18 protein-coding genes are annotated in these 22,739 nt (G+C 40.6%); 10 read left to right on the top strand and 8 right to left on the bottom strand.

Going from position 1 to position 22,739, the window contains the following annotated elements:
* Positions 1–127 precede the first annotated feature (127 nt).
* Positions 128–1,918, top strand: coding sequence for a diguanylate cyclase domain-containing protein (locus tag RMZ95_RS01470; protein WP_322682138.1), 1,791 nt, complete (start codon positions 128–130; stop codon positions 1,916–1,918).
* 188 nt (positions 1,919–2,106) lie between these two features.
* Here the strand turns inward: RMZ95_RS01470 and RMZ95_RS01475 are convergent, their stop codons facing one another.
* Positions 2,107–2,325, bottom strand: a complete 219-nt coding sequence (locus RMZ95_RS01475; RefSeq protein WP_322675153.1) for an Hfq-related RNA-binding protein — start codon at positions 2,323–2,325, stop codon at positions 2,107–2,109.
* Positions 2,326–2,394: 69 nt separating this feature from the next.
* Here RMZ95_RS01475 and dapF point away from each other — a divergent pair, with 69 nt between their 5' ends.
* Positions 2,395–3,234: a diaminopimelate epimerase gene (dapF, locus tag RMZ95_RS01480; protein ID WP_322682137.1), complete on the top strand. Its 840-nt coding sequence runs from the start codon at positions 2,395–2,397 to the stop codon at positions 3,232–3,234.
* 166 nt (positions 3,235–3,400) lie between these two features.
* On the opposite strand, the gene RMZ95_RS01485 is transcribed toward dapF, so the two are convergent.
* From RMZ95_RS01485 to ada, 3 genes are all read right to left on the bottom strand, one after another.
* Positions 3,401–4,432 carry a DMT family transporter gene (locus tag RMZ95_RS01485; RefSeq protein ID WP_322682136.1) on the bottom strand — a complete coding sequence of 344 codons (1,032 nt, stop codon included), beginning with the start codon at positions 4,430–4,432 and terminating at the stop codon, positions 3,401–3,403.
* An 86-nt stretch (positions 4,433–4,518) separates the two neighbouring features.
* The gene (locus tag RMZ95_RS01490; RefSeq protein WP_322682135.1) at positions 4,519–5,157 is read right to left on the bottom strand and encodes a DNA-3-methyladenine glycosylase 2 family protein; all 639 of its coding nucleotides are present in this window, start codon (positions 5,155–5,157) and stop codon (positions 4,519–4,521) included.
* The gene (gene ada / locus RMZ95_RS01495; RefSeq protein WP_322682134.1) at positions 5,141–6,220 is read right to left on the bottom strand and encodes a bifunctional DNA-binding transcriptional regulator/O6-methylguanine-DNA methyltransferase Ada; all 1,080 of its coding nucleotides are present in this window, start codon (positions 6,218–6,220) and stop codon (positions 5,141–5,143) included. The genes RMZ95_RS01490 and ada overlap by 17 nt, the downstream gene beginning before the upstream one ends.
* A 290-nt stretch (positions 6,221–6,510) precedes the next feature.
* On the opposite strand from ada, the gene RMZ95_RS01500 reads away from it, so the two are divergent.
* Together RMZ95_RS01500 and RMZ95_RS01505 are read left to right on the top strand one after the other, a co-directional pair.
* Entirely contained in the window at positions 6,511–9,132 is a 2,622-nt protein-coding gene (locus RMZ95_RS01500) for a PAS domain S-box protein (RefSeq protein WP_409882127.1), read from the top strand.
* A gap of 63 nt (positions 9,133–9,195) precedes the next feature.
* Complete coding sequence (locus tag RMZ95_RS01505; RefSeq protein ID WP_322682131.1) at positions 9,196–10,983, top strand: ATP-binding protein; 1,788 nt, start codon at positions 9,196–9,198, stop codon at positions 10,981–10,983.
* 38 nt (positions 10,984–11,021) lie between these two features.
* On the opposite strand, the gene RMZ95_RS01510 is transcribed toward RMZ95_RS01505, so the two are convergent.
* On the bottom strand, positions 11,022–11,591 hold the full coding sequence (locus tag RMZ95_RS01510; RefSeq protein WP_322682130.1) for a Uma2 family endonuclease: 570 nt from the start codon (positions 11,589–11,591) through the stop codon (positions 11,022–11,024).
* Positions 11,592–12,051: 460 nt separating this feature from the next.
* On the opposite strand from RMZ95_RS01510, the gene RMZ95_RS01515 reads away from it, so the two are divergent.
* The 5 genes from RMZ95_RS01515 (at position 12,052) to RMZ95_RS01535 (ending at position 18,574) form a co-directional block, all read left to right on the top strand.
* Positions 12,052–14,223, top strand: coding sequence for a hypothetical protein (locus tag RMZ95_RS01515; protein ID WP_322682129.1), 2,172 nt, complete (start codon positions 12,052–12,054; stop codon positions 14,221–14,223).
* A gap of 237 nt (positions 14,224–14,460) precedes the next feature.
* Entirely contained in the window at positions 14,461–14,907 is a 447-nt protein-coding gene (ureE, locus tag RMZ95_RS01520; RefSeq protein WP_322682157.1) for an urease accessory protein UreE, read from the top strand.
* Entirely contained in the window at positions 14,882–15,574 is a 693-nt protein-coding gene (locus RMZ95_RS01525) for an urease accessory protein UreF (protein ID WP_322682128.1), read from the top strand. Before ureE ends, RMZ95_RS01525 begins: the two co-directional genes overlap by 26 nt.
* Before the next feature lie 42 nt (positions 15,575–15,616).
* Positions 15,617–16,213 (top strand): urease accessory protein UreG, encoded by a 597-nt coding sequence (gene ureG, locus RMZ95_RS01530; RefSeq protein ID WP_322675163.1) that lies wholly within the window; start codon positions 15,617–15,619, stop codon positions 16,211–16,213.
* Positions 16,214–16,627: 414 nt separating this feature from the next.
* The gene (locus RMZ95_RS01535; RefSeq protein ID WP_322682126.1) at positions 16,628–18,574 is read left to right on the top strand and encodes a hypothetical protein; all 1,947 of its coding nucleotides are present in this window, start codon (positions 16,628–16,630) and stop codon (positions 18,572–18,574) included.
* Positions 18,575–19,133: 559 nt separating this feature from the next.
* Here the strand turns inward: RMZ95_RS01535 and RMZ95_RS01540 are convergent.
* Positions 19,134–19,745, bottom strand: coding sequence for a hypothetical protein (locus tag RMZ95_RS01540; protein WP_322682125.1), 612 nt, complete (start codon positions 19,743–19,745; stop codon positions 19,134–19,136).
* 49 nt (positions 19,746–19,794) lie between these two features.
* On the opposite strand from RMZ95_RS01540, the gene RMZ95_RS01545 reads away from it, so the two are divergent.
* Positions 19,795–19,944 (top strand): hypothetical protein, encoded by a 150-nt coding sequence (locus tag RMZ95_RS01545; protein ID WP_322675166.1) that lies wholly within the window; start codon positions 19,795–19,797, stop codon positions 19,942–19,944.
* Positions 19,945–19,955: 11 nt separating this feature from the next.
* Here the strand turns inward: RMZ95_RS01545 and RMZ95_RS01550 are convergent, their stop codons facing one another.
* Together RMZ95_RS01550 and RMZ95_RS01555 are read right to left on the bottom strand one after the other, a co-directional pair.
* Entirely contained in the window at positions 19,956–21,842 is a 1,887-nt protein-coding gene (locus RMZ95_RS01550) for an ABC transporter ATP-binding protein (RefSeq protein ID WP_322682124.1), read from the bottom strand.
* 522 nt (positions 21,843–22,364) lie between these two features.
* Entirely contained in the window at positions 22,365–22,592 is a 228-nt protein-coding gene (locus RMZ95_RS01555; protein WP_322682123.1) for a hypothetical protein, read from the bottom strand.
* Positions 22,593–22,739 lie beyond the last annotated feature (147 nt).

Below are 22,739 nucleotides of genomic sequence, written 5' to 3' on the forward strand. Positions count from 1 at the left end.
CAGATGAAGAGAAGCGATCGCGAAACTTTATTACGCGATAATGGTTATAAACTAAGAAAAACTACGTTTTTACATCGTTGTAGCTGTATCTTTTCATTTTAAAAAAATTCCTGAAATTATACTTATAATGTTGTACACAAGTTTACGTATTATTACTAGAGCATCTGCTAATTTACTCTGTAAGCTTTTAGGACAGCCTAGTGTTAGTAATTTAGAAACTCAACTCCATGAGAAACAAGTTCAAATTCAGCAGCTAGAAGAGCAAGAAAGGGCGCTTTACCGAGTTATTAGTAAAATTCGAGCTTCTCTTGAGTTAGAAACAATTTTTCGTACAACCACAAAGGAAACTTGCAAGTTACTCCGAGTCGAACGGATTGCCGTTTATCGTTTCTATGAAAACTGGGGTGGAGAATTTGTTAGCGACTTTGAGTTTGCAGAGACTGGATGGGATGATGTAGATACATTAGGAAAAAATACAGTTTGGAATGACTCTTATCTACAAGAAAATCAAGGTGGACGGTATCGTAATAATGAAACTTTAGTTGTTTCAGATGTTTACGCAGCAGGCTTATCTCAATGCCATTTAGAAATTTTACAACAGTTCCATATTCGAGCTTATGCAACTGCATCAATTTTTGTGGGAAAAAAACTGTGGGGAGTGCTTGCTGCTTATCAGCACTCACAGCCACATGAATGGAAACAATTAGAAATTCAGTTTTTGTCTCAGATTGCGACGCAGTTAGGATTTGCAGTTAAACAAGCAGAATTTTTAGCTCAAGCAGAACAAAAAGCAGCAGAACTGTATAAAGCAAATCAGCAGCAGGATATTCTGTTTAATTTAGTTGCTGAAATTCGTGAATCTCTGAATATAGACATTTTATTTAAGACTACTGTACGAGAAATTCGTAAGGCTCTCCGTAGCGATCGCGTCAGTATCTTTCGATTTGATCTGGGATCGAACTATACCTCTGGTGAATTTGTCTCCGAGAATGTATTGCCTGACTACGATTCTACGATCGCCATCAAGGTAAAGGATAATTGTTTTGGTGAAAAATATGCAGTTGCTTATCACCAAGGGCGTATACAGGTAGTATCAGATATTTATCAAGCTGGGCTAAAAGATTGCCACATTCAACTGTTAGAACAATTTCAAATCAAGGCACAAATTGTTGCACCTTTAATGAAAGGAAAAGCTTTATGGGGATTACTATGCGTTCATCAGTGCCATTTTCCGCGCGAATGGAAAAAGTCGGAAATTCAATTTATCCACCAGTTAGCTGCTCAGTTTAATGTAGCTTTAGAACATTCTGAGTTATTAGAGCAATTCCGCTCTCAAGCTAATCAACTTGCTCAAGCAAACAATGCTTTAGAAATAGCAAATTCTCAGCTAGAAAAACTTAGTAAACTAGATGCTCTAACCCAAATCGCCAATCGTCATTGTTTCGATCAGTTTTTAGATCGGGAATGGGATCGACTAATACTAAATGAAAATTATTTATCTTTAATTATATTTGATATTGACTATTTTAAGGATTATAACGATTCTTATGGACATCTAGCTGGGGATGAATGCTTAATACAAGTTGCTCGTGCAGCACAATCTGTATTAAAGCGTCCTACCGATCTACTAGCTCGTTATGGTGGTGAAGAATTTATTGTAATTTTGCCAAATACGAACGAATCAGGTGCGATTAAAGTAACTAAGTTGATTCAAAAATCTATTCAAGAATTAAAGATTCCCCATAAAAAGAAGAATAATTTTCAATATTTTGTGACCGTCAGTTTAGGTGTTGCAATTCAGAAACCAACAGATAAAACTTCATCTCAAGATTTAATTAATGCCGCCGACAAAGCTTTATACAAAGCTAAAGAACAAGGACGCAATCGGTGGGTTTGTGCTGCAAAAACCTGGGTCTAGTGATGAAATAATTAAAAATACACAACTTTAATTATGGGATACAAGCCCACAATAAATAAAGAATTGCTTCGAGATGCGAGGTGCAAGGCATCTTTATTCCAAGCCCACGGCTTAAGCCGTGGGCTTGAATTTTTAATCCGAGTGAAGCAAATGATAAAGCGATAGGTTGTGGTGTTTCTGCCTCACTCCTAACTCACTTTCGGCTTGATATAGGCGATCGCTTGTTTCCAAACGGTGGTTTGCTGACTATTTTCATCCGCAAGAGAGATACACTGTGGATCTTGCCATAAAACTTTTCCTGTGAGTACATCACCAGTCAGCAGCTTTAACTCTACTGGCGTTGTTTGTTTAATCAGGTTTTGGACTTGTCTAATACTGGGTAAAGTGGTGTCAAATTCGGTAAGCATTTTTAGTAAAGATGAACCTACAAGGCAAAATAAAGAGTAACTAATCCTTGATAATTCATCCTTGAAGAAATGGCAATCGAATTTACTAAGTATCATGGTCTAGGCAACGACTTTATTTTGATTGACAATCGCTCGTCATCAGTGCCTGTAGTGACTCCAGAGCAAGCCATCAAGTTGTGCGATCGCCACTTTGGTATCGGTGCTGATGGTGTAATTTTTGCCCTACCTGGAGAAAACGGCACTGACTACACCATGCGGATTTTTAATTCTGATGGTTCTGAACCAGAAATGTGTGGCAATGGCATTCGCTGTTTAGCTGGCTTTTTAGCAGATTTAGAAGGGGAATCCCGAAATCAAGACTCATATCGCATTCATACTTTGGGTGGTGTAATGACTCCCCAACTTTTATCTGATGGTCAAGTTAAAGTAGATATGGGTTTACCCAGGTTACTCGCTAGCGAAATTCCTACCACTCTCGCACCCGCCCAACAAAAAGTTATTTCTGTGCCCTTAGAGGTGGTGGGGCAAACTTGGGAAGTCACCTGTGTAAATATGGGAAATCCTCACTGCATTACCTTTGTGGAAGATGTCGCAGCAATTGAGTTAGAAACCATCGGCCCGAAATTTGAGCATCACCCAGTTTTTCCTCAACGCATAAATACGGAATTTATTCAAGTGGTACGTCGTGACTATTTGAAAATGCGGGTATGGGAACGGGGTGCTGGAATTACCTTAGCTTGCGGGACTGGTGCTTGTGCTTCCTTGGTAGCTGGTGTGTTAACTGGGAAATGCGATCGCACCGCCACTGTCGAATTACCTGGTGGCCCCTTGCAAATTGAATGGTCAGAAATCGACCAACGAGTTTACATGACAGGCCCGGCTGAGAAGGTATTCACTGGTAAACTATAACCGACTTACTATTGGCATTACTCAAGTAGTAGTGCCATAGAAGCCTTGCAGCGATGTCTGTGGGGAGCTGGGCCATCATTTCTTATAGCTATTCAATAATATTGCAACACATCCTTGGGTAAAGACGCGATGAATCGCGTCTCTACAATATGGTCTATTTGTCGCATTATTTTTTCAAATTGGTATTATTTTGGGGAACTGGCGATGAATCTATTTCTGCTGGAGATTGAATCTGGGGATTAATTTTAGATTGCACAGCTTCTTTATTAGAAATTGCGAGATATATACCCCCTAAAATTAGAGCCAATCCTAACAAGTTAAAAATACTCAAGTTTTCCGAGAAAAGTATCCAAGCAAGAATCGCAACAATCACTGGATTGAGTAGTAAGAGTAAAGAGATAAATCCTGATGAAAAATTTTTCAGGCTGTATACAATTAGCCCATGACCCAAGGCTTCGCAAATAGCAGCTAGCGCAAATACTACTAACCACCCCGACAAAGTAACTGGGAAAATTTGTTTTTCTAAGATTAGCACTATTGGTATCATCAATGAAGTTGCGATCGCACAACGCCACAGGAGAATGGTGATAGTTGAAAACTTATTGCCGATCTGCTCGATAAGTAAAAAGTTTGCTGCATAAAATATCGATGATGTTAGGGCAACAGCATCACCTGTAATATTATTATTAGAACGCAATAAATCTTCAAATCCGACTGCGATCGCACCGATTATAGCTAAGAACAGACCGATGATAAATTTGCGCCCAAAAATTTGATTAAAAAATAGCCATCCCCCTAAAGTAGTAAATAGCGGATTGAGGCTACCTAACGCATTAGCATTCGCAGCACCAGTCTGAGTTAACGCCCAAGTCCAAGATAATCGACCTAATACATGAACTAGACCCACTGCGATTAAAAGCGCTATCTCTTTGATTGGATAAGGCTGCTGTGGTAATACAGGTTTATCTTCTGTAATTTGAGTCCGTACTTGATTAATTCCATTCCATAAGCCAAAGATAATAGTCGCTATCCATAAACGATTAAAGAATGTAGCAACAGCGCTCATTTCTCTAACAGCGACTTTAATAAATATTGCTGTTGAAGATAAAGCTAATAATGCAATTATTACTATGATTATCGGCAGGATTTTTGAAGTTTTATCATTTTCTGGTGTTAGGCTTAATTGAGTTTCTGCCATTTAGTTTATATTTATTATACGAACTGCCATCTATCTCTACGAGACGCTTCTGGGTTCGCGCAGCGTCTGGTTAGAGAAGTGAGCAATTATTTGGGATTACTTAGGTAATAATGCCATAGAAGTCTTGCTGCAACTGCTCGCCACGGTCGCCAGTGCTGTGTCATTTCTTCTAGTTGCAATGGTGTTGGACGCGTCGCCAAGTTTTTGAGTTTTTGTAGAGCGATCGCGATCGCTAAATCGCCTTTAGGAAAGACATCAGGACGTTGCAGCGCCATGAGCAAATAAATATCAACTGTCCAGTCTCCGATACCTTTGAGACGCTTTAGCTCAGTTCTGATCGTATTTTCGTCCATTCTTTCCAGCTTGCTGAGGTCAAGCTGACCAGTTGCAATAGCATTCGCCAACCCACGACAGTATAAAATTTTTTGCCGACTGAATCCAATCGCTCTTAATTGAACATCATCCAATATCAGAAAATTTTCTGGTGTCAGAGTGACAACAACCCCACATAATCTGGTAAATATAGCCTTTGCAGCCGCTACAGAAACTTGTTGTTCCAGAATGATGCACAGAAGTGTTGTAAAACCCGCTTCTCTTTTCCACATCGGTGGAGGCCCCAGTGTTTCTAAAATCCGAGCCAAATCGCGATCGAGTTTGGCAAGCACCATTAAACCACGGGTAAGACTTTCTTCTGTCAACGATTCTAGTTCAGGTGTTTGAGTCATCTTTGAGAAATTTCGATTCTTGTGTAAGCAGTTTTTGTTTGCGCTCAATTCCCCAGTGATAACCACCAAGACTGCCATCACTCCGCAGCACCCGATGACACGGTACAATTAGCGCGATCGGATTAGCCCCACAAGCATTACCTACAGCGCGGACTGCTTGGGGCTTGGCAAGATTACGGGCGATATCAGTGTAAGTGCGGGTTTCGCCATAGGGAATTTTTTGTAATGCTTGCCAAACCTGTTTCTGAAATGCTGTCCCACGAACATCAAGTGGTAAATCAAGATTTGTTTCACCTCCTGCAATGAAGTCGAGGATTGCTTGTATCCATTCCTTGTGTGTGCGATCGTCACGCACGATCTGCGCTTGGTAAAATTCCTGGTTCAAAATGTGTTCAAGCTTGTCTGCTTCATCACCTAGTTTAACGGCACAGATACCCTTCTCTGTTGTTGCCACCAGCAAATATCCTAGCGAACATGGAGCGATCGCATAAACAATGTTGATTGTTTTTCCAGCTTGTTGGTAAATTTTTGGTGTCATTCCTAATTGTTTAGGTGCTTTCTCATACAGTTGACTACTTGAACCATACCCAGTATCGTAAACTGCATCAGCAATTTCTTCCCCCGACTGAAGACGCTGTTTCAATCGCTGGCTACGCAGCGCATCTGCATATTGAAAAGGCGATACACCAATTATCTGCTTGAATATTCTTTGTAGGTAACTGGGACTCATTTCTACCTGAGAGGATAATTCCGATAAGGTTGGTATGTGGTCAACTTGTGCTTCAATATATCGACATACTGCTAAGATTTTGGCTGTATTTGGAACTATTTCAGATTGTGGTTGACAGCGCTTACAAGGTCGAAAACCTGCAATTTCAGCATCTTGTACCGACTGGAAAAAACAAACTTGATTCCGATTCGGTCTGCGACTAGGGCAAATAGGTCGGCAATAAATGCCTGTAGAGCGAACACCGTAAAAAAACTTACCTTCAAAAGCGGAGTCTCGATTGAGAACTGCTTCCCATAGTGTTTCTTCTAAAAGTTGTGTCTGTTGTAATTGCATTCATCGCTCCTCAAATCTATTGCAAAGTACCCCGACTTTGGATTGCCCATGATTAGTTTTTGCCTTTAGGTAAAACTAGATTAAATGTATCGTTCAACTACTTTCTATCTGATTGTTGCGATCGAAGTTGATTATCTCAGGGTATTCTGTCAGCACTCCTGAAGTCATTCGCTCTTTGACAAATGGTTCACCCGATTGGGTGAATGCGATCGCAGCATCCAGAACTACGCTGAAAGTAGAGCCACTTTTTTGCTCTTAGTGACCGCGCTGACAGCTAAAAAACTTTTACAATGGCTATGATTACCTTGAATATTATGCCAATTGCTTATATATCAAAGGGTCTAAGAGTGGATGAAATTGTAAAATCATCGCAGAAACCAGATTTTCTACCAGAGAAGATCCCTCTGCTGGAAACAATTGCTGCCAATTTACCGGGAATGATTTTCCAAATTCTGCAACGGCAGGATGGTTCTGTATTTATTCCTTATATTAGTTCTGGTTGTAAATATTTGTATGAATTAGAACCAGAGGCTATACAGCCAGACTTTCAGATGTTATGCAAACTGATTTATCCACAAGATATAAAAGCTTTTACAGAATCTATTGCTGTTTGTCGTACTACTCTTACACCTTGGCATTGGGAAAGTCGGATTATTACGCCTAGTGGCAAACTTAAATGGATTCAAGGTACTTTGCAGCCAGAATTACAAGCAGCAGGTGATTTTCTTTGGCATGGTTTGGTTATGGATATTACAGACCGAAAGCAAGCCCAAGAAAAATTGCTTGAGAGTGAGGCACGATATAAAGCAATTTTGGATGCTATCCCCGATTTGATGTTTCGCATCAGCCGCGATGGCGAGTATCTAGATTTGAAAAGTGAGGGTGCAAATATCACTCTTTCGAGAGAAGAAATAGTTGGAAAAAATTTGCAAGAGTTATTGCCGAGTGATGTTGCAGCCATTAGCCAAGTAGCGATCGCTAAAACTTTAGATTCGGGAATTTTGCAAACTTGTGAATATCAACTACCAACATCTTTGGGAAACAGAGATTATGAGGCGCGATTGGTAGTTAGTGGTACAGATGAGGTACTAGCAATTGTCCGAGACATCACAGATCGCAAACAAGGGGAAGTCGCCTTACAAAATCTTGCCCAAAAATTTGCGAAAGCTTTTAGTTGCAGCCCCGATTCAATTACCATTAGCACGCTGCAAGAAGGACGCTTTATCGAAGTTAACGACAGTTTTGTGAATCTTTCCGGTTATGGGCGAGATCAGGCAATTGGTAAAACTTCTTTTGAATTAAATCTTTGGGTAAACGATCGCGATCGCCTAAACTTAGTGCAAGAGTTGCAAAGCACGGGAGTTGCTCGTAACTTAGAAATTGATTTTCGGAAAAAATCTGGCGAGATAATTACAACGCTGCTGTCAGCCGAAGTCATTGATTTGAATGGTATTCCTGCCATTTTAGCAGTGCATCACGACATTACAGAACGCAAACAAGTAGAAGCACAATTACGCTTTTGTGCCCAACGCGATCGCTTGTTGGCAGAAACCCTAGTGCGAATTCGATCTTCACTGAAATTAGAGGAAATTCTTCAAACCACCGTGACGGAAGTCAGGCAATTTCTGCAAGCAGATCGAGTTTTCATTGGTTTAAATAATGCTAATTTAGGAGTCAAAACTCTTGCTGAATCAGTAGATCCTAAATATCCATCAGTTTCAGGTTGGTCTACTAAAGATGAAGCTTATCTACAAGAATTAAGAAACTTATTAAAAGATAATCGTGTGCGTGTGGTTGAAGACGTAACGCAAATATCAGCATCTCCCAAAGTAAAAGCACACTGTCAAAAATTCCAAACGAAGGCTAGCTTGGCTGTACCAATTATGCTAGGCAATGAATTATTTGGGGCGTTAATTGCCAATCAATGCTCAGGGCCGCGTCATTGGCAGCCCATAGAAATTGATTTGTTACAGCAGATGTCAGAACAGCTAGCGATCGCGATTCAACAAAGTCAGATATGCCAAAAGCTAGCAGAACTCAACACTAATTTAGAATACCAAGTCCAAGAACGGACAGCACAGTTGCAGCAGAAAATGCAAGAAGTTGAAAATTTACATCGTGTCAAAGATGTAGTTTTGCACACAGTTGCCCACGATTTACGAACTTCCGTGATGGGTAACTTGATGGTGTTAAAGAATTTGTTAAATCAAGGGCAGGGGAGCAGGGGGCAGGGAGACAAGGGGACAAAGGGACAAGGAGGACAAGGGGACAATGAAAATAACCTTGCCCAATGCCCAATGCCCAATTCCCAATCCCCAATCCCAATATCTCGCTCAATCATCGAGCGAATGATTCAGGGCAACGATCGCCAACTAACAATGATTAACTCATTGCTAGAAATTAATTCCTGTGAAAAACAGGGTATTGAGATCAAACTCGAACCAGTGCAATTTAGCACCTTACTGGGAAGTACATTTGCCCAGTTGGAACCCATGCTGACACAAAATCAAGCGACTCTGAAGAACTTGGTTCGGGCAGACTTACCGTTAGTCATGGCAGATGAGATTCGATTGCAGAAAGTTGTGGTAAATTTGATCGCACATAGCTTACAAAATAATCCGCCAGGATTAAATTTTACCCTGAGCGCCACCGTTGAAGGGGGAATGATTCGCACTCAGATTCAAGATGACGGTGTGGGAATGAGTAAAGTAGAATGCGATCGCCTCTTCGATCTCCATGTCCGCGATCCTCAAGACTGTTGCTCTACAAGCATTGGCTTAAAAATGTATCTTTGTCGGAAAGTTATTAAGGCGCATGGCGGCGAAATCGGGGTTATAAATAACCGCAAGCGTGGGTTAACTTTCTGGTTTACACTACCTTTGGCAACTTCATCCGCAACAAATCGCCCATAAATCACCAAAAAATGAGAGGGTGTTATTTATGGCAATGTTGAGTAAAGGAAACACCCTCAAGATATGGGCAAAGTTGCTCGGATGCTATTGGCTACTCCATTGACAACAGTGCAAAGGTGGTGGAGAAAAACCTTTTTTGCACCAACAACTGATGAAATCGTTACTCTTTACAGAGTTTGGCGTAACCGTTTTTTGTGGCAAAGATTACGTTTATGGTTATGGCTGGCGCTGATTTGTCTGTTGTCTTTTACTTTGCGAGATATTTACGGCCTGTTTTTTCCATTTGCAGAGTTGCAGCCGTTGCCAGAAGTACTTAGAACTCAACGCCTGGTAATTAATGTTGTAATGCTTGCAAGTATAATTATTTGCTTTGCTTTACATAAAACTAAATTAGGTCGTCATCGTCCAGATTTATTATTTTTGGGGTCTTCTTGGTCACTTAGTTTAGCGTCGCAGTTATTCGCAACCATCAGAGGTTTTGCACTACCCGATACCATCGGCTGGTCGCTGTTGTTCTTGAGCCAAGCTGTGTTGATGCCTGTTTGCTGGATTCTTCACTTGCTGACTCAAGTGAGTGTGCTGATTTACTATTTTGGTGTGAATACAGTACTTGGGCTAAAAACACCAATCCCCGACCACCCAGAAATATATAATGTAACGTTCATTTTATATATCTTCTGGTTTTGTACTATATGTGACTTCGGTGTTTATCTGTACGATCGCCTGCAACGTTCGGAATTTTTCGCCCGCCAAGAACTAGAATCTGCCTACCAAAAACTCAAGGTTGCCGAAGCTAAATATCGCAGTATTTTTGAAAACGCTGTTGAAGGGATTTTTCAAAGCAGTCCCGATGGACGTTACATTACGGCAAATCCGGCTTTAGCGAAGATTTATGGCTACTCTTTAGTAGACGACGTGACAGCAAATTTTACTGATATTGAACAATTGTACGTTGACCCAAACCGCCGAGCAGAATTTGTGCGCCTGATGGAAAAGTATGGCAGCGTTTCCGATTTTGAGTCCCAAATTTATCGTCAAGACGGGAGTATTGTCTGGATTTCCGAAAAAGCCTATACAGTCCGTGACGAACAAGGAAAACTGCTTTACTACGAAGGTTTGATTGAAGACATTACCCAGCGCAAGCAAACTGAAGAAGAACTACGAGTGTTTTTCCATGCAGTTTCCCACGACTTACGCAACCCAGTACTAGGTACTTTAATGGTACTGAAGAATTTGCTGGCCCGTTCAGAGGAAAATATTACGATTTCCCGCTCAATTTTAGAGCGGATGATTCAAAGTTGCGATCGCCAACTGAAATTAATTAATTCGTTGATGGAAACTCATATCAGTGAGGTGCAAGGTGTTGTTTTACAACGTCAAGCCGTACAATTACTGGCAGTTGTCGAAGCTGCGATCGCAGATTTAGAGCCATTGCTAGAGCAAAATCAAGCCCAGCTGACAAATCTGGTGTCCGCAGATTTGCCATTAGTGAATGCCGACCCTACGCAACTATGGCGAGTTTTTTCTAACTTAATTGTCAATGCTTTGAAACATAATCCCCCTGAATTGCTTTTGACAATCAATGCTACCCGTCAGGATGACATGATTTATTGTACTGTTAGTGATAATGGCGTGGGCATTAGTCAACAACAAAGCGATCGGCTTTTTGACCTTTACTTTCGGGGTACAAGTATCGGCAATTCTGTAAGTTTGGGATTAGGGTTGTATCTATGTAAGCAAATTATCCATGCTCACGGTGGCGAAATTGGTGTGAACAGTGCATTGAATGCAGGGGCAACATTTTGGTTTACCTTACCAATTAGTAGCTCACAGGATGAAGTTGCTAATTAAACCTTTTTGTTACCAAAAATATTTTTTTAAATTTGTTATTATTCAGGAAAAAAGAAACGAATAGAACAACAAAATCCGGGTAAAAGTGGCGATGTCATTTCATCATCGCCTAATAAAGTAGCAACTAAAACCAACTGTGCTTTTTCTCGTCGATAAACTTCGACTTGTTTAGTGAAGCGATCGACAATCCAATACTCACGCCCGCCTTGAACTGAATAAAGTTTCAGTTTTGCTTCCTTGTCTCGAAGTTCGTTTTGTTTACCTGGGGATAAAACCTCTATTACTAACTCTGGTGCGCCTGTCAAATGCCCTGCTTCATCTTCAATTTGCGCCAGTCGTTCTCGACTTACCCAAACTACATCCGGTATAATGCTATCTGCTTGCGAAAAAATCACGCCTGGAGCCACAATTGTTTCCCCTAAACCACTCAAATCTGACCAAACATCGAGTTGTCGAGCAATTTTTACACAAACTTGTTGATGACGGCGGTGAGGAGTACGAGTCACAAAGAGTTCTCCATTAATAATTTCATAGCGCGTCCACTCATTTTCTGGTAGAACCTCTAAATTGTGAATTGTCCAGCGTACTCTCTCAACGGCATGGTTCATGATTGTCCCCATTTGGCTCGTTACCTTTGTTTGTTTAATTTTATCTAATTAAAAGGTGTTTATGTCGATGGCTTACAACTGGGAACCAATTTGTTTTATGTAGTCGTGTTCAGAACTTAATTTATTCGCAATTACTGTGTAGGTGTGTCCTAACCAACTTTCCTAAAAGGCTACAGATTGCACATCATTGAGATTTTGCCCATATTGCGTAGAGCATAAAAATGTATTAATGAATTTTAAGTTTTAATGATAATATTACGCAAAATTTATAATTAATTTCAATGAATACTCGCTTTTTCTCACCAACAGGGCAATCAGGAGTAGGTTATTAATATAGTTAAACAACAGGCTTAATTCTTTAGCTGTGAATATAAAAAAAGTAACTTATATTTTTTTAATTAAAAAATAATCACAAAGTTTAGAATCTAGTTATAAGACAAAAACAAGTTGAGGTTTAAATATGAAAAAAATTATCTGGTTTTTGTCAGTGCTGGCAGTTTTAGCAACATGGACACTAAGTTCCGATGCTGTCTGGAAATATCTTTTCTTCCTGCGCCTGCCTATTTTGATGGGTTTATTCCTTCTGCTTCTTCCTAAACTTGCCAAGGATTGGCTACCAACCATGTTGAGGAACCTATTTGTACTTCGCACCAAGTGGCAACTAGCAGTCATAATTATGAGCGCAGTTGGAGCAGGAACGTCAGTAATTTCAGTTACAGCTATCATTTTGGATAACGCACCAGATCGCTTTGATGTACCACGAATAATAGAAATTTCTGAATTTTGGCAATATGCAATAGCTATTGCCTTAAGTTTATACATTTGCATTACTGTAAGAGACCTGTCCAAAGAGAAGCTGGAGGATGAAGACATACAGTGGGGAACATTTGTAGGTGCCGGATTCGGCATTGTCCAACTATTTTTTGTTAGTTTTATCAGCCAATGGTTAAGCTCAAATGTTTTTTTAAAAAAAATGCTTTTTGATATCTTTTCTTTCATAACCAAACATCATACATTTGGCTATATTAACCCTCAAACTGGTGAATTGAGTGCGGGGCATCTGATAGCGATCGCTTATTTGATAATTGCAGTAGTTATCTACATTACGGTTGGTTTGCTTTTTAAGCCAGAATCAAAAACAGAGCGACCTGAAGCACCTGCACTCCTGTATGTGCTACTGATTATATCGATAGTGACACTTTTCTATGGAGGTGCAACATTCTATTTTGATTACTTCCGTATTCCTGTACTAGTTATCTTTATTAGTTTCTCAGTAGTTAGTTATGTTGTATTTGATGTAAATCACTTTTATCAAGTCAAGAATTTTGAGGATAGTGAAGACAATAAAAAAGTTGATAGCGATTCAAATAACTTCCAAAAAATCTTAGAAAAGCGTCTCCAACATCAAGATGGAAAACGAACTTTAGTAATTATTTGTGCTAGTGGTGGCGGAATTCAAGCATCAGGATGGACAGTGCAAGTGTTAAGTGGTTTCCAGGAATTATTAGGAAACTCATTTACCAAAGCAATTGGCTTGATTAGTGCTGTCTCAGGCGGTTCAGTAGGGACAATGTACTATCTAGATCACTTTAATAAAGATGGTTTTTTAGAAGAGAGCAAAAAAGAAATATCAAAGAAAACCAAAACCAAAGTAACAGCTAGTTTTTATGCTGCTACTAAAGATAGTTTAGATGCCGTTGGTTGGGGTCTGGTTTATTTGGACTTATGGCGATTCATAGGATTTCCATTTCTTGTTCGTCGAAAGTTTGATCGTGGTACAGCAGTTGAGACAGACTGGCAGGGGGAAATGAAGAAAATGAAGGATACGAAGAAAATAAAAACCTTTGGAACCTGGCGAAAACAGATTTTTGATGGCGAAATTCCTATTCCTGTATTCAATGCCACTTTAGTCGAAAATGGCTGGCGGTTTCTGATGACTCCAATAACATTTGGGAACACTCCTGAGAAAAAGTATAAAGACTTTAATACTCTTTATGGAGCCTATGATGTGAATGTTGTGACGGCTGCAAGACTATCAGCAACTTTTCCCTATGTCTCTCCTATCTGTCGCAGCAGTGTAAACATCCCAAAGCATAATTATCACGTTGCTGATGGGGGCTATTTCGATAACTCTGGCTTTGTAACGGCAGCCGAATGGCTGGATGAACATCTTAATGAATGGTCAGATGAAAATAATTTAAATATAAAAAGAGTCCTGATATTGCAAATCAATCCTTTTCCAGAATCTGATTCAACGGAAAACGTGGAGGGGAATGGAGGCTGGTTTATGGCGACTTTAGGGCCATTACTGGCAATGTTCAAGGTACGCGATCCGGTTTTAGCATCTCGAAATGCAAAGGAAGCAGATTTGCTGGTCAAAAAATGGGAGAACAAGGTAGATATCCAATACTTTCCCATTTTCTTCCCCTCAGAATCTGAAAATGCAGTATCTAAATTTTATAAAGATGGTCGGTATCGTCCGCCTTTATCCTGGAGGTTAACTGATAGAGAGAAGGAAGCTATTAAAGAAGGTTGGGAGGCAATAAAAACAAAAGAGAACATTAAAAAAATTAAACAACTGTGGCATAAATGGAATACGTCAGATTCCACAGACCGTACACCAAAAAATTAACGACTTGCTTCTCCTGTAGATAGTTAAGAGTAGGAGTACGAGCATCACTCAAAGGGTTACAGGTGATAGGGAATAGGAAGGTACTAATTGGTGTTCACACTAGAATCATAATAGACATCTCCAAAAAGGAATGTAGAGACGTAGCATTGCTACGTCTCTATAAAGGTTCTGGATAATGCATATTTAATTAATTTCTGGAGATGTCTAATGAAAAGCGGAAGTTCAGGCGAAACTCTTATACTGACATTTACCCAACTTAAACCACCTAATCGCGATACCGCAGTCACTTTTACTCTGGCGCTGACAGCAGAAGAACGTACCCGCAGTCGTCATCGTTTTGAAACGGAAGATGGTAAGGTTGTGTTTTTACATTTACCCAGAGGAACTGTCTTACACGATGGCGACATTCTGCAAGAAGAAACCGATAGCAGTTTAATCAGAATTACTGCCAAACCAGAACTAGTGCTGACTGCTTTTGCCCAAACACCACTTTTATTACTACGGGCGGCATACCATCTGGGAAATCGCCATGTACCTGTAGAAATTACCTCAACTTATTTACGCTTGTCTTCAGATTCTGTTTTACACACGATGTTGGAACAACTGGGGTTAGAAGTTAAAGAGGAAATTTTACCGTTTCAGCCAGAATTAGGAGCTTATGGACAACACCATCATGCTCATTGATAGTCATCTTTTGAGTATTTTGCAGCTGGCTAGCCCCGCTTTACCTGTGGGAGCATATAGCTATTCTGAAGGCTTGGAAATCCTGGTGGAAAATGGTACGATCGCTAACCAGTTACATCTCAAAGATTGGCTAAAAGCAGAGTTACTCTACGGGGCAATTCGGCTAGAAGCGGCGGTGATGGTACGATCGCAGCAAGCTGCAAAAATGGGTGATATTGAATCGCTATACCGTTGGAATCTGTGGTTATCCGCAGCTAGGGAAACAGAAGAATTACGCGCCTCTAGTTGGCAAATGGGGCGATCGCTGATCCAATTACTTGGTAAACTAGAACCGCAGATTATACCTATTGCTAATGCTGTCGGGAATCCTTGCAATTATGCGATCGCTTTTGGCATTGCCATTGCCCATTGGCAAATCAGTATCAAAGCCGGATTACTTGGATATCTGCATAGTTGGGCAAGTAATTTGATTACTGCTGGCGTGAAACTTATCCCCCTTGGACAAACAGCAGGACAGCAGTTATTACTAGATTTGCAACCATTATTTAGCGTTGCGGCGTTAGAAATTCTCGCATTAGAGGACGATCAACTCGCCTGTTGTAGTTGGGGTTTGTCGCTAGCGAGTATGCAGCATGAAACGCAGTATACAAGGTTGTTTAGGAGTTAGGAGAGACGCGAAAAATCTTTGTCTGTACAGGAGTGAGGAGTTATGAATGCATTTAGAGTGGGGGTTGCTGGGCCAGTGGGTTCGGGGAAGACGGCATTAGTTGATGCTTTGTGCAAGGGCTTGCGTGAGCAGTATCAGATTGCGGTGGTGACGAATGATATTTATACTCAGGAGGATGCTCAGTTTTTAGTACGTTCTCAGGCGTTGGCAAGCGATCGCATTTTGGGTGTAGAAACTGGTGGTTGCCCTCACACTGCCATCCGCGAAGATGCTTCGATGAATTTGGCGGCAATTGAACAGTTAGAAGAACGTTTTATCAATTTGGATTTGGTCTTTTTGGAAAGTGGCGGTGATAATTTAGCTGCTACCTTTAGTCCCGAATTGGTGGATTTAACGATTTACGTCATCGATGTTGCGGCTGGTGATAAAATTCCTCGCAAGGGTGGCCCCGGTATTACTAAATCTGATTTGTTGGTGATTAACAAAACTGACCTTGCACCCTATGTTGGTGCAGATTTAAGTGTGATGGAACGAGATGCTAAAAAAATGCGCGGTGATAAACCTTTTATTTTTACTAATTTGAAAACTCAATCTGGACTTGCAGATGTAATTAACTTTGTTTGCACAAATATCTGTTGAAAAAAAATGAGCAGGAGTCATAATTGAGCAAAAATGCTTCGCTTCTCTATTTTTCTAGACCTGGTTTTGCTTGGTATCAACGTAAATACCGCCGTCTTATCGTCAGATGGAAACGTCAAAAACTTAGGACTTACACACTGTACAATTAGATGTATCTATTAGCCCTTTCAAGGTGAACTTTTGTACTATGAAATAAATGGTGTTTTAAGCCATTTTTGGTATTTTGGCATTGCGTAGGCGTAGCCCGCCGTAGGCATCGCTTAATTTCCAGTCCAAAAATTTTGAGTTGAATATATAATCTCTTTGTTCAATTCCAGATGATGCCTGAAATGCCGTAAAAACTTTGATAGTACAGATGCTCACCTTGAAAAGGCTAGATGTATCTATTGAGAGTATTGACTAAGAAGGGTAAATATGTATAATCGCCAACTTTCTTTTTTGCTGAGTCTGGGTGCTATTGCTGTACTTGGAGGTGATTTGTCTGCTCAAGCTCAAAAACCTACTACTTTTCCTAATAAAACAATGCCAATGGCAGAAAATAAAGAAGGTAGAGGAAGTCAAAGGATAAAGTTATATTACGTTCGTAATACAGACGCTTTAAGGCAACTTTTAAATGAAGTGAACAAAAAAGAAAATTGGGATCTCATAATAGATACATCTACTGACAGTACTGATAATGATATCATTCTCTATGGTTCAAAAGAAGCAAGAAACTCTGCGTACCGATTGATTGCTGGAATTGATCTTCCCCGTCCCGGTATCACGATGGAGATGTGGGGAATCCAGATTTCCAGCAATAATCCCAAGGAATTAGCTAAAGTAATGTCGGAAGTACGCCAGGAAATTAATCAAACTCAACAGTTAGTGCGAGAAACGTATGCTCGAGTTGAGGAATACGCAAGAGATCAGATATATGAAAAGGACTTTGATCCTGAGTTCAAAAAACTACTTATTGATAATCTAGGGTATAAATCAGCCTTGAGTAAAAATCGCCCTCTATCTCTGACGGATATAGTCCTACGCTTGGTGGCTGCACAAACTAGAAATAGCGATAATACCAAAACAATAGCTAATAAACTTACGAAGTCTGTTCAAGATGATCCCCGCTATAAATACTATTTAGATGCCTTAAAAGAGCAAGGAAGACAGCCACTCGAAAGGGTTTTTTCTCTTCGTGGTCTGAAGCCAATGTGCAGAGGTCAAAAGAGAGATCAAAAGAGCGATCAAAAGAGAGATCAAAAGGAGACAAAAAATCCCTATTCCTTCCCTAAAGGCTGTTGGGAGACAAATCATTATGACTATTGGAAGACAGATTTTGAAGACGAGTACGCCCAGGTAAGTCGCGCTACAATACTTGATTTTGCGCTACAGTATGCCCATTTTATTAATGAACCAGATCAGTTTAACCCTTACGATCTGCAACAATCAGCCGATGTCTTTAATAATCGCTTACAAGATACTGTTGATGCATTAAACCAAGATATAGAAGATTTTTTTGTTATCCCTACTTTGCACAAAATCCAAGATATTGTGAGTGAATATAAGGACGTGGAATATGCACAGGTGGGAAGAACCAGTGTATCTAGTCTGAGTGGGATAAAAACGGTGGTGAGTTCGGATTCGATTAGTGCCTTCGATGTGACTCCACCGTTGAAGCTTTCAGATTTGCTCACAAAGGCTCAAAATCTCACAGGGCAGGTTGACAATTTTGTTCCAGCAATACCGTCATCAATATCGGCAACTCCCATAAAGCCATCAGTTGGCTCTCTGCCTGTGGCGCAGGTTATTGGCCTAGTTGCTGCCCTCCAAGAGCAAAACGCTGTATTTCGTGAGCTGAAAACTGGGGTTTCATTGACGGTAACTCCTAATGTGTTACGAAATATGAATTCTGCTGAACTCAAAATCGATTTAACTATCGTTGATCCATTAGTTAGTGGTTCGGAACAAAACAGATCACAAGACCCACTATCACGTATCGGTAAACAGGACGTGAAAACCAGTGTTTACACCAAGTCCGTGGATTTTTTCGCTCTTTCAACATTCTCTAACCAAAGTACATTAAATGGGGGACGTGCTTACGTACCTATTATCGGCACGGTGTGGAAGGGGATTTTTGGTGATGTGCCGGTGTTGGGCGATTTGTTTAGTTGGAAAAAAGGTCCTAAAAAGGTTCTTCACGAGAGTCTGCTGTTGACTAACTCCTTCATTACACCGACAGCGATGGGAATGGCTTTGCTCTATCCATCAGACAGGGACAAACCTTTAAATGACAAAGACTTCCCTAATTTAAAGTGTCAGGTTGAATACTATCGAGATCATCCAGATAGAAATAATGGAGTGTTACCAAAAAGCTGTTTGTAACCACAACAATCGGCCAATAAACCTAACACAATAAGGTTCAGATAAGTTTGCAGAAACTAATAATATCAAATCCAGTTGAACAACCACACTAAAAATAAGTTACAACCCATTCTGTTACTTGATTGAAACTATGTGCAATCAGCCGGATTTGATATAATTTGCCTTTGCAAGCAATACAGTTCAGTTAAACTTTTTTCTCTCCCCCTGCTCCCGAAGCCTCCACCGCTCAATAACAGCCTACCGTTAATAGATAAATTGGCTTAGAGGATGTTTGAAAAGTCCTCTTTTCGGTATCAAAAGTTTTAGATCCCTCTAAATCTCCCTTATAAAGGGAGACTTTAATTCCGGTTCCCCCCTTTTTAAGGGGGGTTAGGGGGGATCTAAAAGTGTCCATAATTACAGCGAAACACTTTTCAAACAACCTCTTAACCCAAGCGTATTGCCTTTACAAGCTGGCTTTGTATCGTCGCACCTTTGGGAAACGAAATAGTATTTAAAATGTATTGTTCAAAAGGTCGCACCTTGCAAACCTTTTGAACTAGATGTGTCGTCGAATATTCTAGTCTCTGTTCCAATCACTGTTGGAACGGGGAAATCTCAATAGTAAAGTTTCTTGACAATTAATCGCTGCTATCGTTTCCGAAATACCAGTAGGATGTCCTTGAGCATCAAAAGTCAGGGAATCTACACAAGCCTGTAAAACGGAAGTAAGAGGAGGTAAACATTCCTGTTCTGCTCTGTTTGTTGACATCTGTTGGTTCAAAACTCGAAAACATTGATTTGTATCCTCTAGAGCAAAATTACAGAGCCGTGTTGCCTGTTCCGTTGATGTCACATTCCGCAAATCCTGGAAGCATTGACTGGTATAAGGTGTTGCTATACGGCATAGTTTTTCAGCGTGTTCCAAAGAGGTAGAATTTCTTAATTCCTGAAAGCACTGGCTTGTATAACGGGTTGAGTTACGGCACAATCGTGCAACTCTCTCCGCAGAGATATCTCTTTGTAAATCCTGAAAACATTGAGTTTTGACACTTAAGCTGTGTTTATAATCCTCTTTTTCTGGTAAGTTATACTGTTTTTGGGCGTGTACTGGTATGTTCAGTGCAAACATTACAAATGCCAGAATCAGGGGAGTCTGGACTAAACCAAAATCCACATTGAAAAATTTCATAGTTTTTATTCTATGAGTTGAAAAATAATATTTATATTAAGATGGGAAGGTGATTTATCAAAAAAAGTTCCGGGTAGTAACTCCCCAAGCTTTTGTGTCTAGGGTAGGGGTTTCAACAGCACATCTTGGAGTAGGTGCGATTCGTTATGCAGTGAATCACGGTAGCCAGTCTGTAAATAACTACACCAACCAGCTTTAGTAATATAAACTCTACAAAGCCCGTAGATGACGATTTCGCACCCGTTCAGCACTACCAGTAGGAATCGCAGCAATTAATTTTTGCGTGTATTCCTCTTTAGGTTCTTGGTAGATGCTTTCGGCTGTCCCTTCTTCAACAATTTGACCGCGATTCATGACTAAAATGCGATCGCTCATAAATTTCACTACACTTAAATCGTGAGAAATAAAAATATAGGTAAGCTGAAAGTCTGACTGTAATTCTTTGAGAAGATTTAATACCTGCGCCTGTACTGAAACATCCAGCGCTGAAACTGATTCATCGCAGATGATAAACTTAGGATTTAACGCCAAAGAACGAGCTATGCAAATCCGTTGGCGTTGACCGCCAGAAAACTGATGAGGATAGCGGTTAATCGCATCTGCACTCAACCCCACCCGTTCTAAAAGTTCGACTACTCGCTGGCGTCGTTGTTGTTTTGTCTTCCCAACAGCGTGAATTAACAAAGGTTCCATTACCGCGTCCCCAACCTTCATCCGGGGATCGAGGGAACTAAAAGGATTTTGGAAGACTATTTGCATTTCTCGCCGCAGTTTTTGCAACCGTTCTCCTTTGAGGCTAGTAATATCTTGTTTCTCAAAGATAATCTGACCACTCATCGGTTCAATTAATCGCAGCAAGGTTCTGCCAAGGGTCGTTTTACCGCAACCAGATTCTCCCACCAAACCTAGTGTTTCTCCTGGTTTAACATCAAAAGAAACGCCATTAACTGCCATATTATAACTTTTTATACTACCGAACACCCCACGCACTGGAAAACTAACTTTCAGGTTGCGGATTTGCAGCAGGGGTTCTTTCTCATTAAAGTTTGCCAATCTTGCAGCAATCTCTTCTTTGGTAACTTCTGTGGGTTGTGCGGGTTCTTTCGGCTGAATTACTACTTGTCCCGTTGGCGTCTCTTCTGCACTCATGTAGTCGGAAACAGTGAGTAATTTTTGGGGACGGCGGTTGAGTGTGGGGCGACAAGCTATCAAACCTTTAGTATATGGATGCTTGGGACTGCTGAAAATTTGCCCAGAAGTACCAGATTCGACAACTTTACCTCTATACATCACCGCTACCTGGTCAGCAATTTCTGAAATTAGCCCTAAATCGTGGGTGATGAAAATCATTGCCATGTCACGGCTTTGCTGTAATTCTCGCATTAACTCCAAAATAGTCGCTTGCACCGTCACATCCAAAGCTGTGGTTGGTTCATCGGCGATTAAGATTAATGGGTTGCAAGAAATTGCCATTGCAATCATTACCCGTTGCAACTGACCTCCAGAAAGTTCATGAGGATAGCGTTCCAGCATGGCTTCTTTGTGTTCTTTAACCAACTGTGCCAACTTTGGCCCATCTGGTTTAGATAATTTGGCGTTGGTTTGATGCCAAGTTTCGATATACTGCTGCTGGATCTCCTCATCGCTAGGTAGAAGTTTAACCTCTTGCAGACCTGCGATCGCAATTTGTCGTGCTTGGGCTGCTGACACATTTTGATGCCGCATAATCGCTTCTGTTAGCTGAAACCCAATGTTATAAACCGGATTAAGCGAACTCATCGGTTCTTGAAAAATCATGGCGATGTCGCCACCCCGGTGTAACTGCATTTGCTCAGGAGGCAATGTTACCAAATCGATGGGGTTGCCATTTTCCTGCGGACGAAACCAGATTTCACCGCCACTCACTATGCCAGGAGTTTGCAACAAACCCATCACAGCTAAGGCTGTCACCGATTTACCACTTCCCGATTCTCCTACTATTCCTAGAGTTTCACCTCGATGCAGCGCAAAGGAAATACCATCCAATGCTCTGACAGTGTTGCCATCACCGGGAAATTCAACTTGGAGATTGCGAACCTCTAGGACAGTTTCTCTCATAGGAGTTGGGTAGGAATTCTAACTTAAAATTATCTGGATTTTAGCAAGAGTTTTGATGTATATGTAAGTAAATTATGGTATTTACACTTTTTGGCAGTTTTATCACATACTTCCACAATATACAAGCATTTGTGATATAGAACTGCTTGTGACTTTGGCAAATTGCGATCGGGTCATGGTATCCTCTTTTTTCAGAGTTCCAGTCTTTACATAACAGCATTAACTACAGAAAGTTGCTACCACGAACAAAACAGCAAGGAGAGCAAATCCGTAAATTGGTTAAGGAGCGTTGCCAGTCTGCAATGTTAAGTTATGCTTTTGCAGTGCTTGTTCTCGTTTTCCTGATTTGACATCTCCAGTGAGCATTGCCATAGAACAGGAGTATTTTATAAATCGTCATTACTTTTATCTTGCACCACCATCTTCTTGCCAAAATCAAAGTCTAAAAACATGATTATTGTATAGGGTGGGCAATGCCCACTCTACCTTATCAACAATAGTGCAAAATGTTAGTTATTCGAGCTAATTTTCTGAGTCGGATTTGTTGGTCTTAGTGGAGTCTGAACGCCCACCTAACAAACCGAAAATAGCTCCAGTTCCCATCAGCCAAGTGTTTTGTGTAGTTTCAAACATTCCTTTTTGGGGTTTAGTAGGCGTGGGTTGGCTGGCAAGCCAGAGAGATGTACCACCTGACAGGAGAGTAATACCAACAACTGTTAGAAAGATAAGCTTGAAGCTAGTAGGTTTCATAATTACAATTACTTCGTTAAACTTTGACTATCTTCAGTTTCCTACTCAGATGTCCGTTACTCTGACTGAGGTTGTCCGCGCATCTGTCCGACTTTGCAACTGAGTTCGTATTTCGTGTCTGACTTGTGAAAGATATTTTAGAATGAG

Source organism: Nostoc sp. DedQUE07 (assembly GCF_034530975.2).
Lineage (GTDB): Bacteria > Cyanobacteriota > Cyanobacteriia > Cyanobacteriales > Nostocaceae > Nostoc.

Excerpts from the sequence above, each read along its gene's own strand:
- RMZ95_RS01505 (WP_322682131.1), top strand. The coding sequence starts at position 9,196 with ATGGGCAAAGTTGCTCGGATGCTATTGGCTACTCCATTGACAACAGTG.
- RMZ95_RS01515 (WP_322682129.1), top strand. The coding sequence starts at position 12,052 with ATGAAAAAAATTATCTGGTTTTTGTCAGTGCTGGCAGTTTTAGCAACA.
- RMZ95_RS01470 (WP_322682138.1), top strand. The coding sequence starts at position 128 with ATGTTGTACACAAGTTTACGTATTATTACTAGAGCATCTGCTAATTTA.
- RMZ95_RS01485 (WP_322682136.1), bottom strand. The coding sequence starts at position 4,432 with ATGGCAGAAACTCAATTAAGCCTAACACCAGAAAATGATAAAACTTCA.
- ureG (WP_322675163.1), top strand. The coding sequence starts at position 15,617 with ATGAATGCATTTAGAGTGGGGGTTGCTGGGCCAGTGGGTTCGGGGAAG.
- RMZ95_RS01525 (WP_322682128.1), top strand. The coding sequence starts at position 14,882 with ATGGACAACACCATCATGCTCATTGATAGTCATCTTTTGAGTATTTTG.
- RMZ95_RS01555 (WP_322682123.1), bottom strand. The coding sequence starts at position 22,592 with ATGAAACCTACTAGCTTCAAGCTTATCTTTCTAACAGTTGTTGGTATT.
- RMZ95_RS01540 (WP_322682125.1), bottom strand. The coding sequence starts at position 19,745 with ATGAAATTTTTCAATGTGGATTTTGGTTTAGTCCAGACTCCCCTGATT.
- RMZ95_RS01500 (WP_409882127.1), top strand. The coding sequence starts at position 6,511 with ATGGCTATGATTACCTTGAATATTATGCCAATTGCTTATATATCAAAG.
- ada (WP_322682134.1), bottom strand. The coding sequence starts at position 6,220 with ATGCAATTACAACAGACACAACTTTTAGAAGAAACACTATGGGAAGCA.
- RMZ95_RS01550 (WP_322682124.1), bottom strand. The coding sequence starts at position 21,842 with ATGAGAGAAACTGTCCTAGAGGTTCGCAATCTCCAAGTTGAATTTCCC.
- RMZ95_RS01475 (WP_322675153.1), bottom strand. The coding sequence starts at position 2,325 with ATGCTTACCGAATTTGACACCACTTTACCCAGTATTAGACAAGTCCAA.
- RMZ95_RS01535 (WP_322682126.1), top strand. The coding sequence starts at position 16,628 with ATGTATAATCGCCAACTTTCTTTTTTGCTGAGTCTGGGTGCTATTGCT.
- dapF (WP_322682137.1), top strand. The coding sequence starts at position 2,395 with ATGGCAATCGAATTTACTAAGTATCATGGTCTAGGCAACGACTTTATT.
- RMZ95_RS01490 (WP_322682135.1), bottom strand. The coding sequence starts at position 5,157 with ATGACTCAAACACCTGAACTAGAATCGTTGACAGAAGAAAGTCTTACC.
- RMZ95_RS01510 (WP_322682130.1), bottom strand. The coding sequence starts at position 11,591 with ATGAACCATGCCGTTGAGAGAGTACGCTGGACAATTCACAATTTAGAG.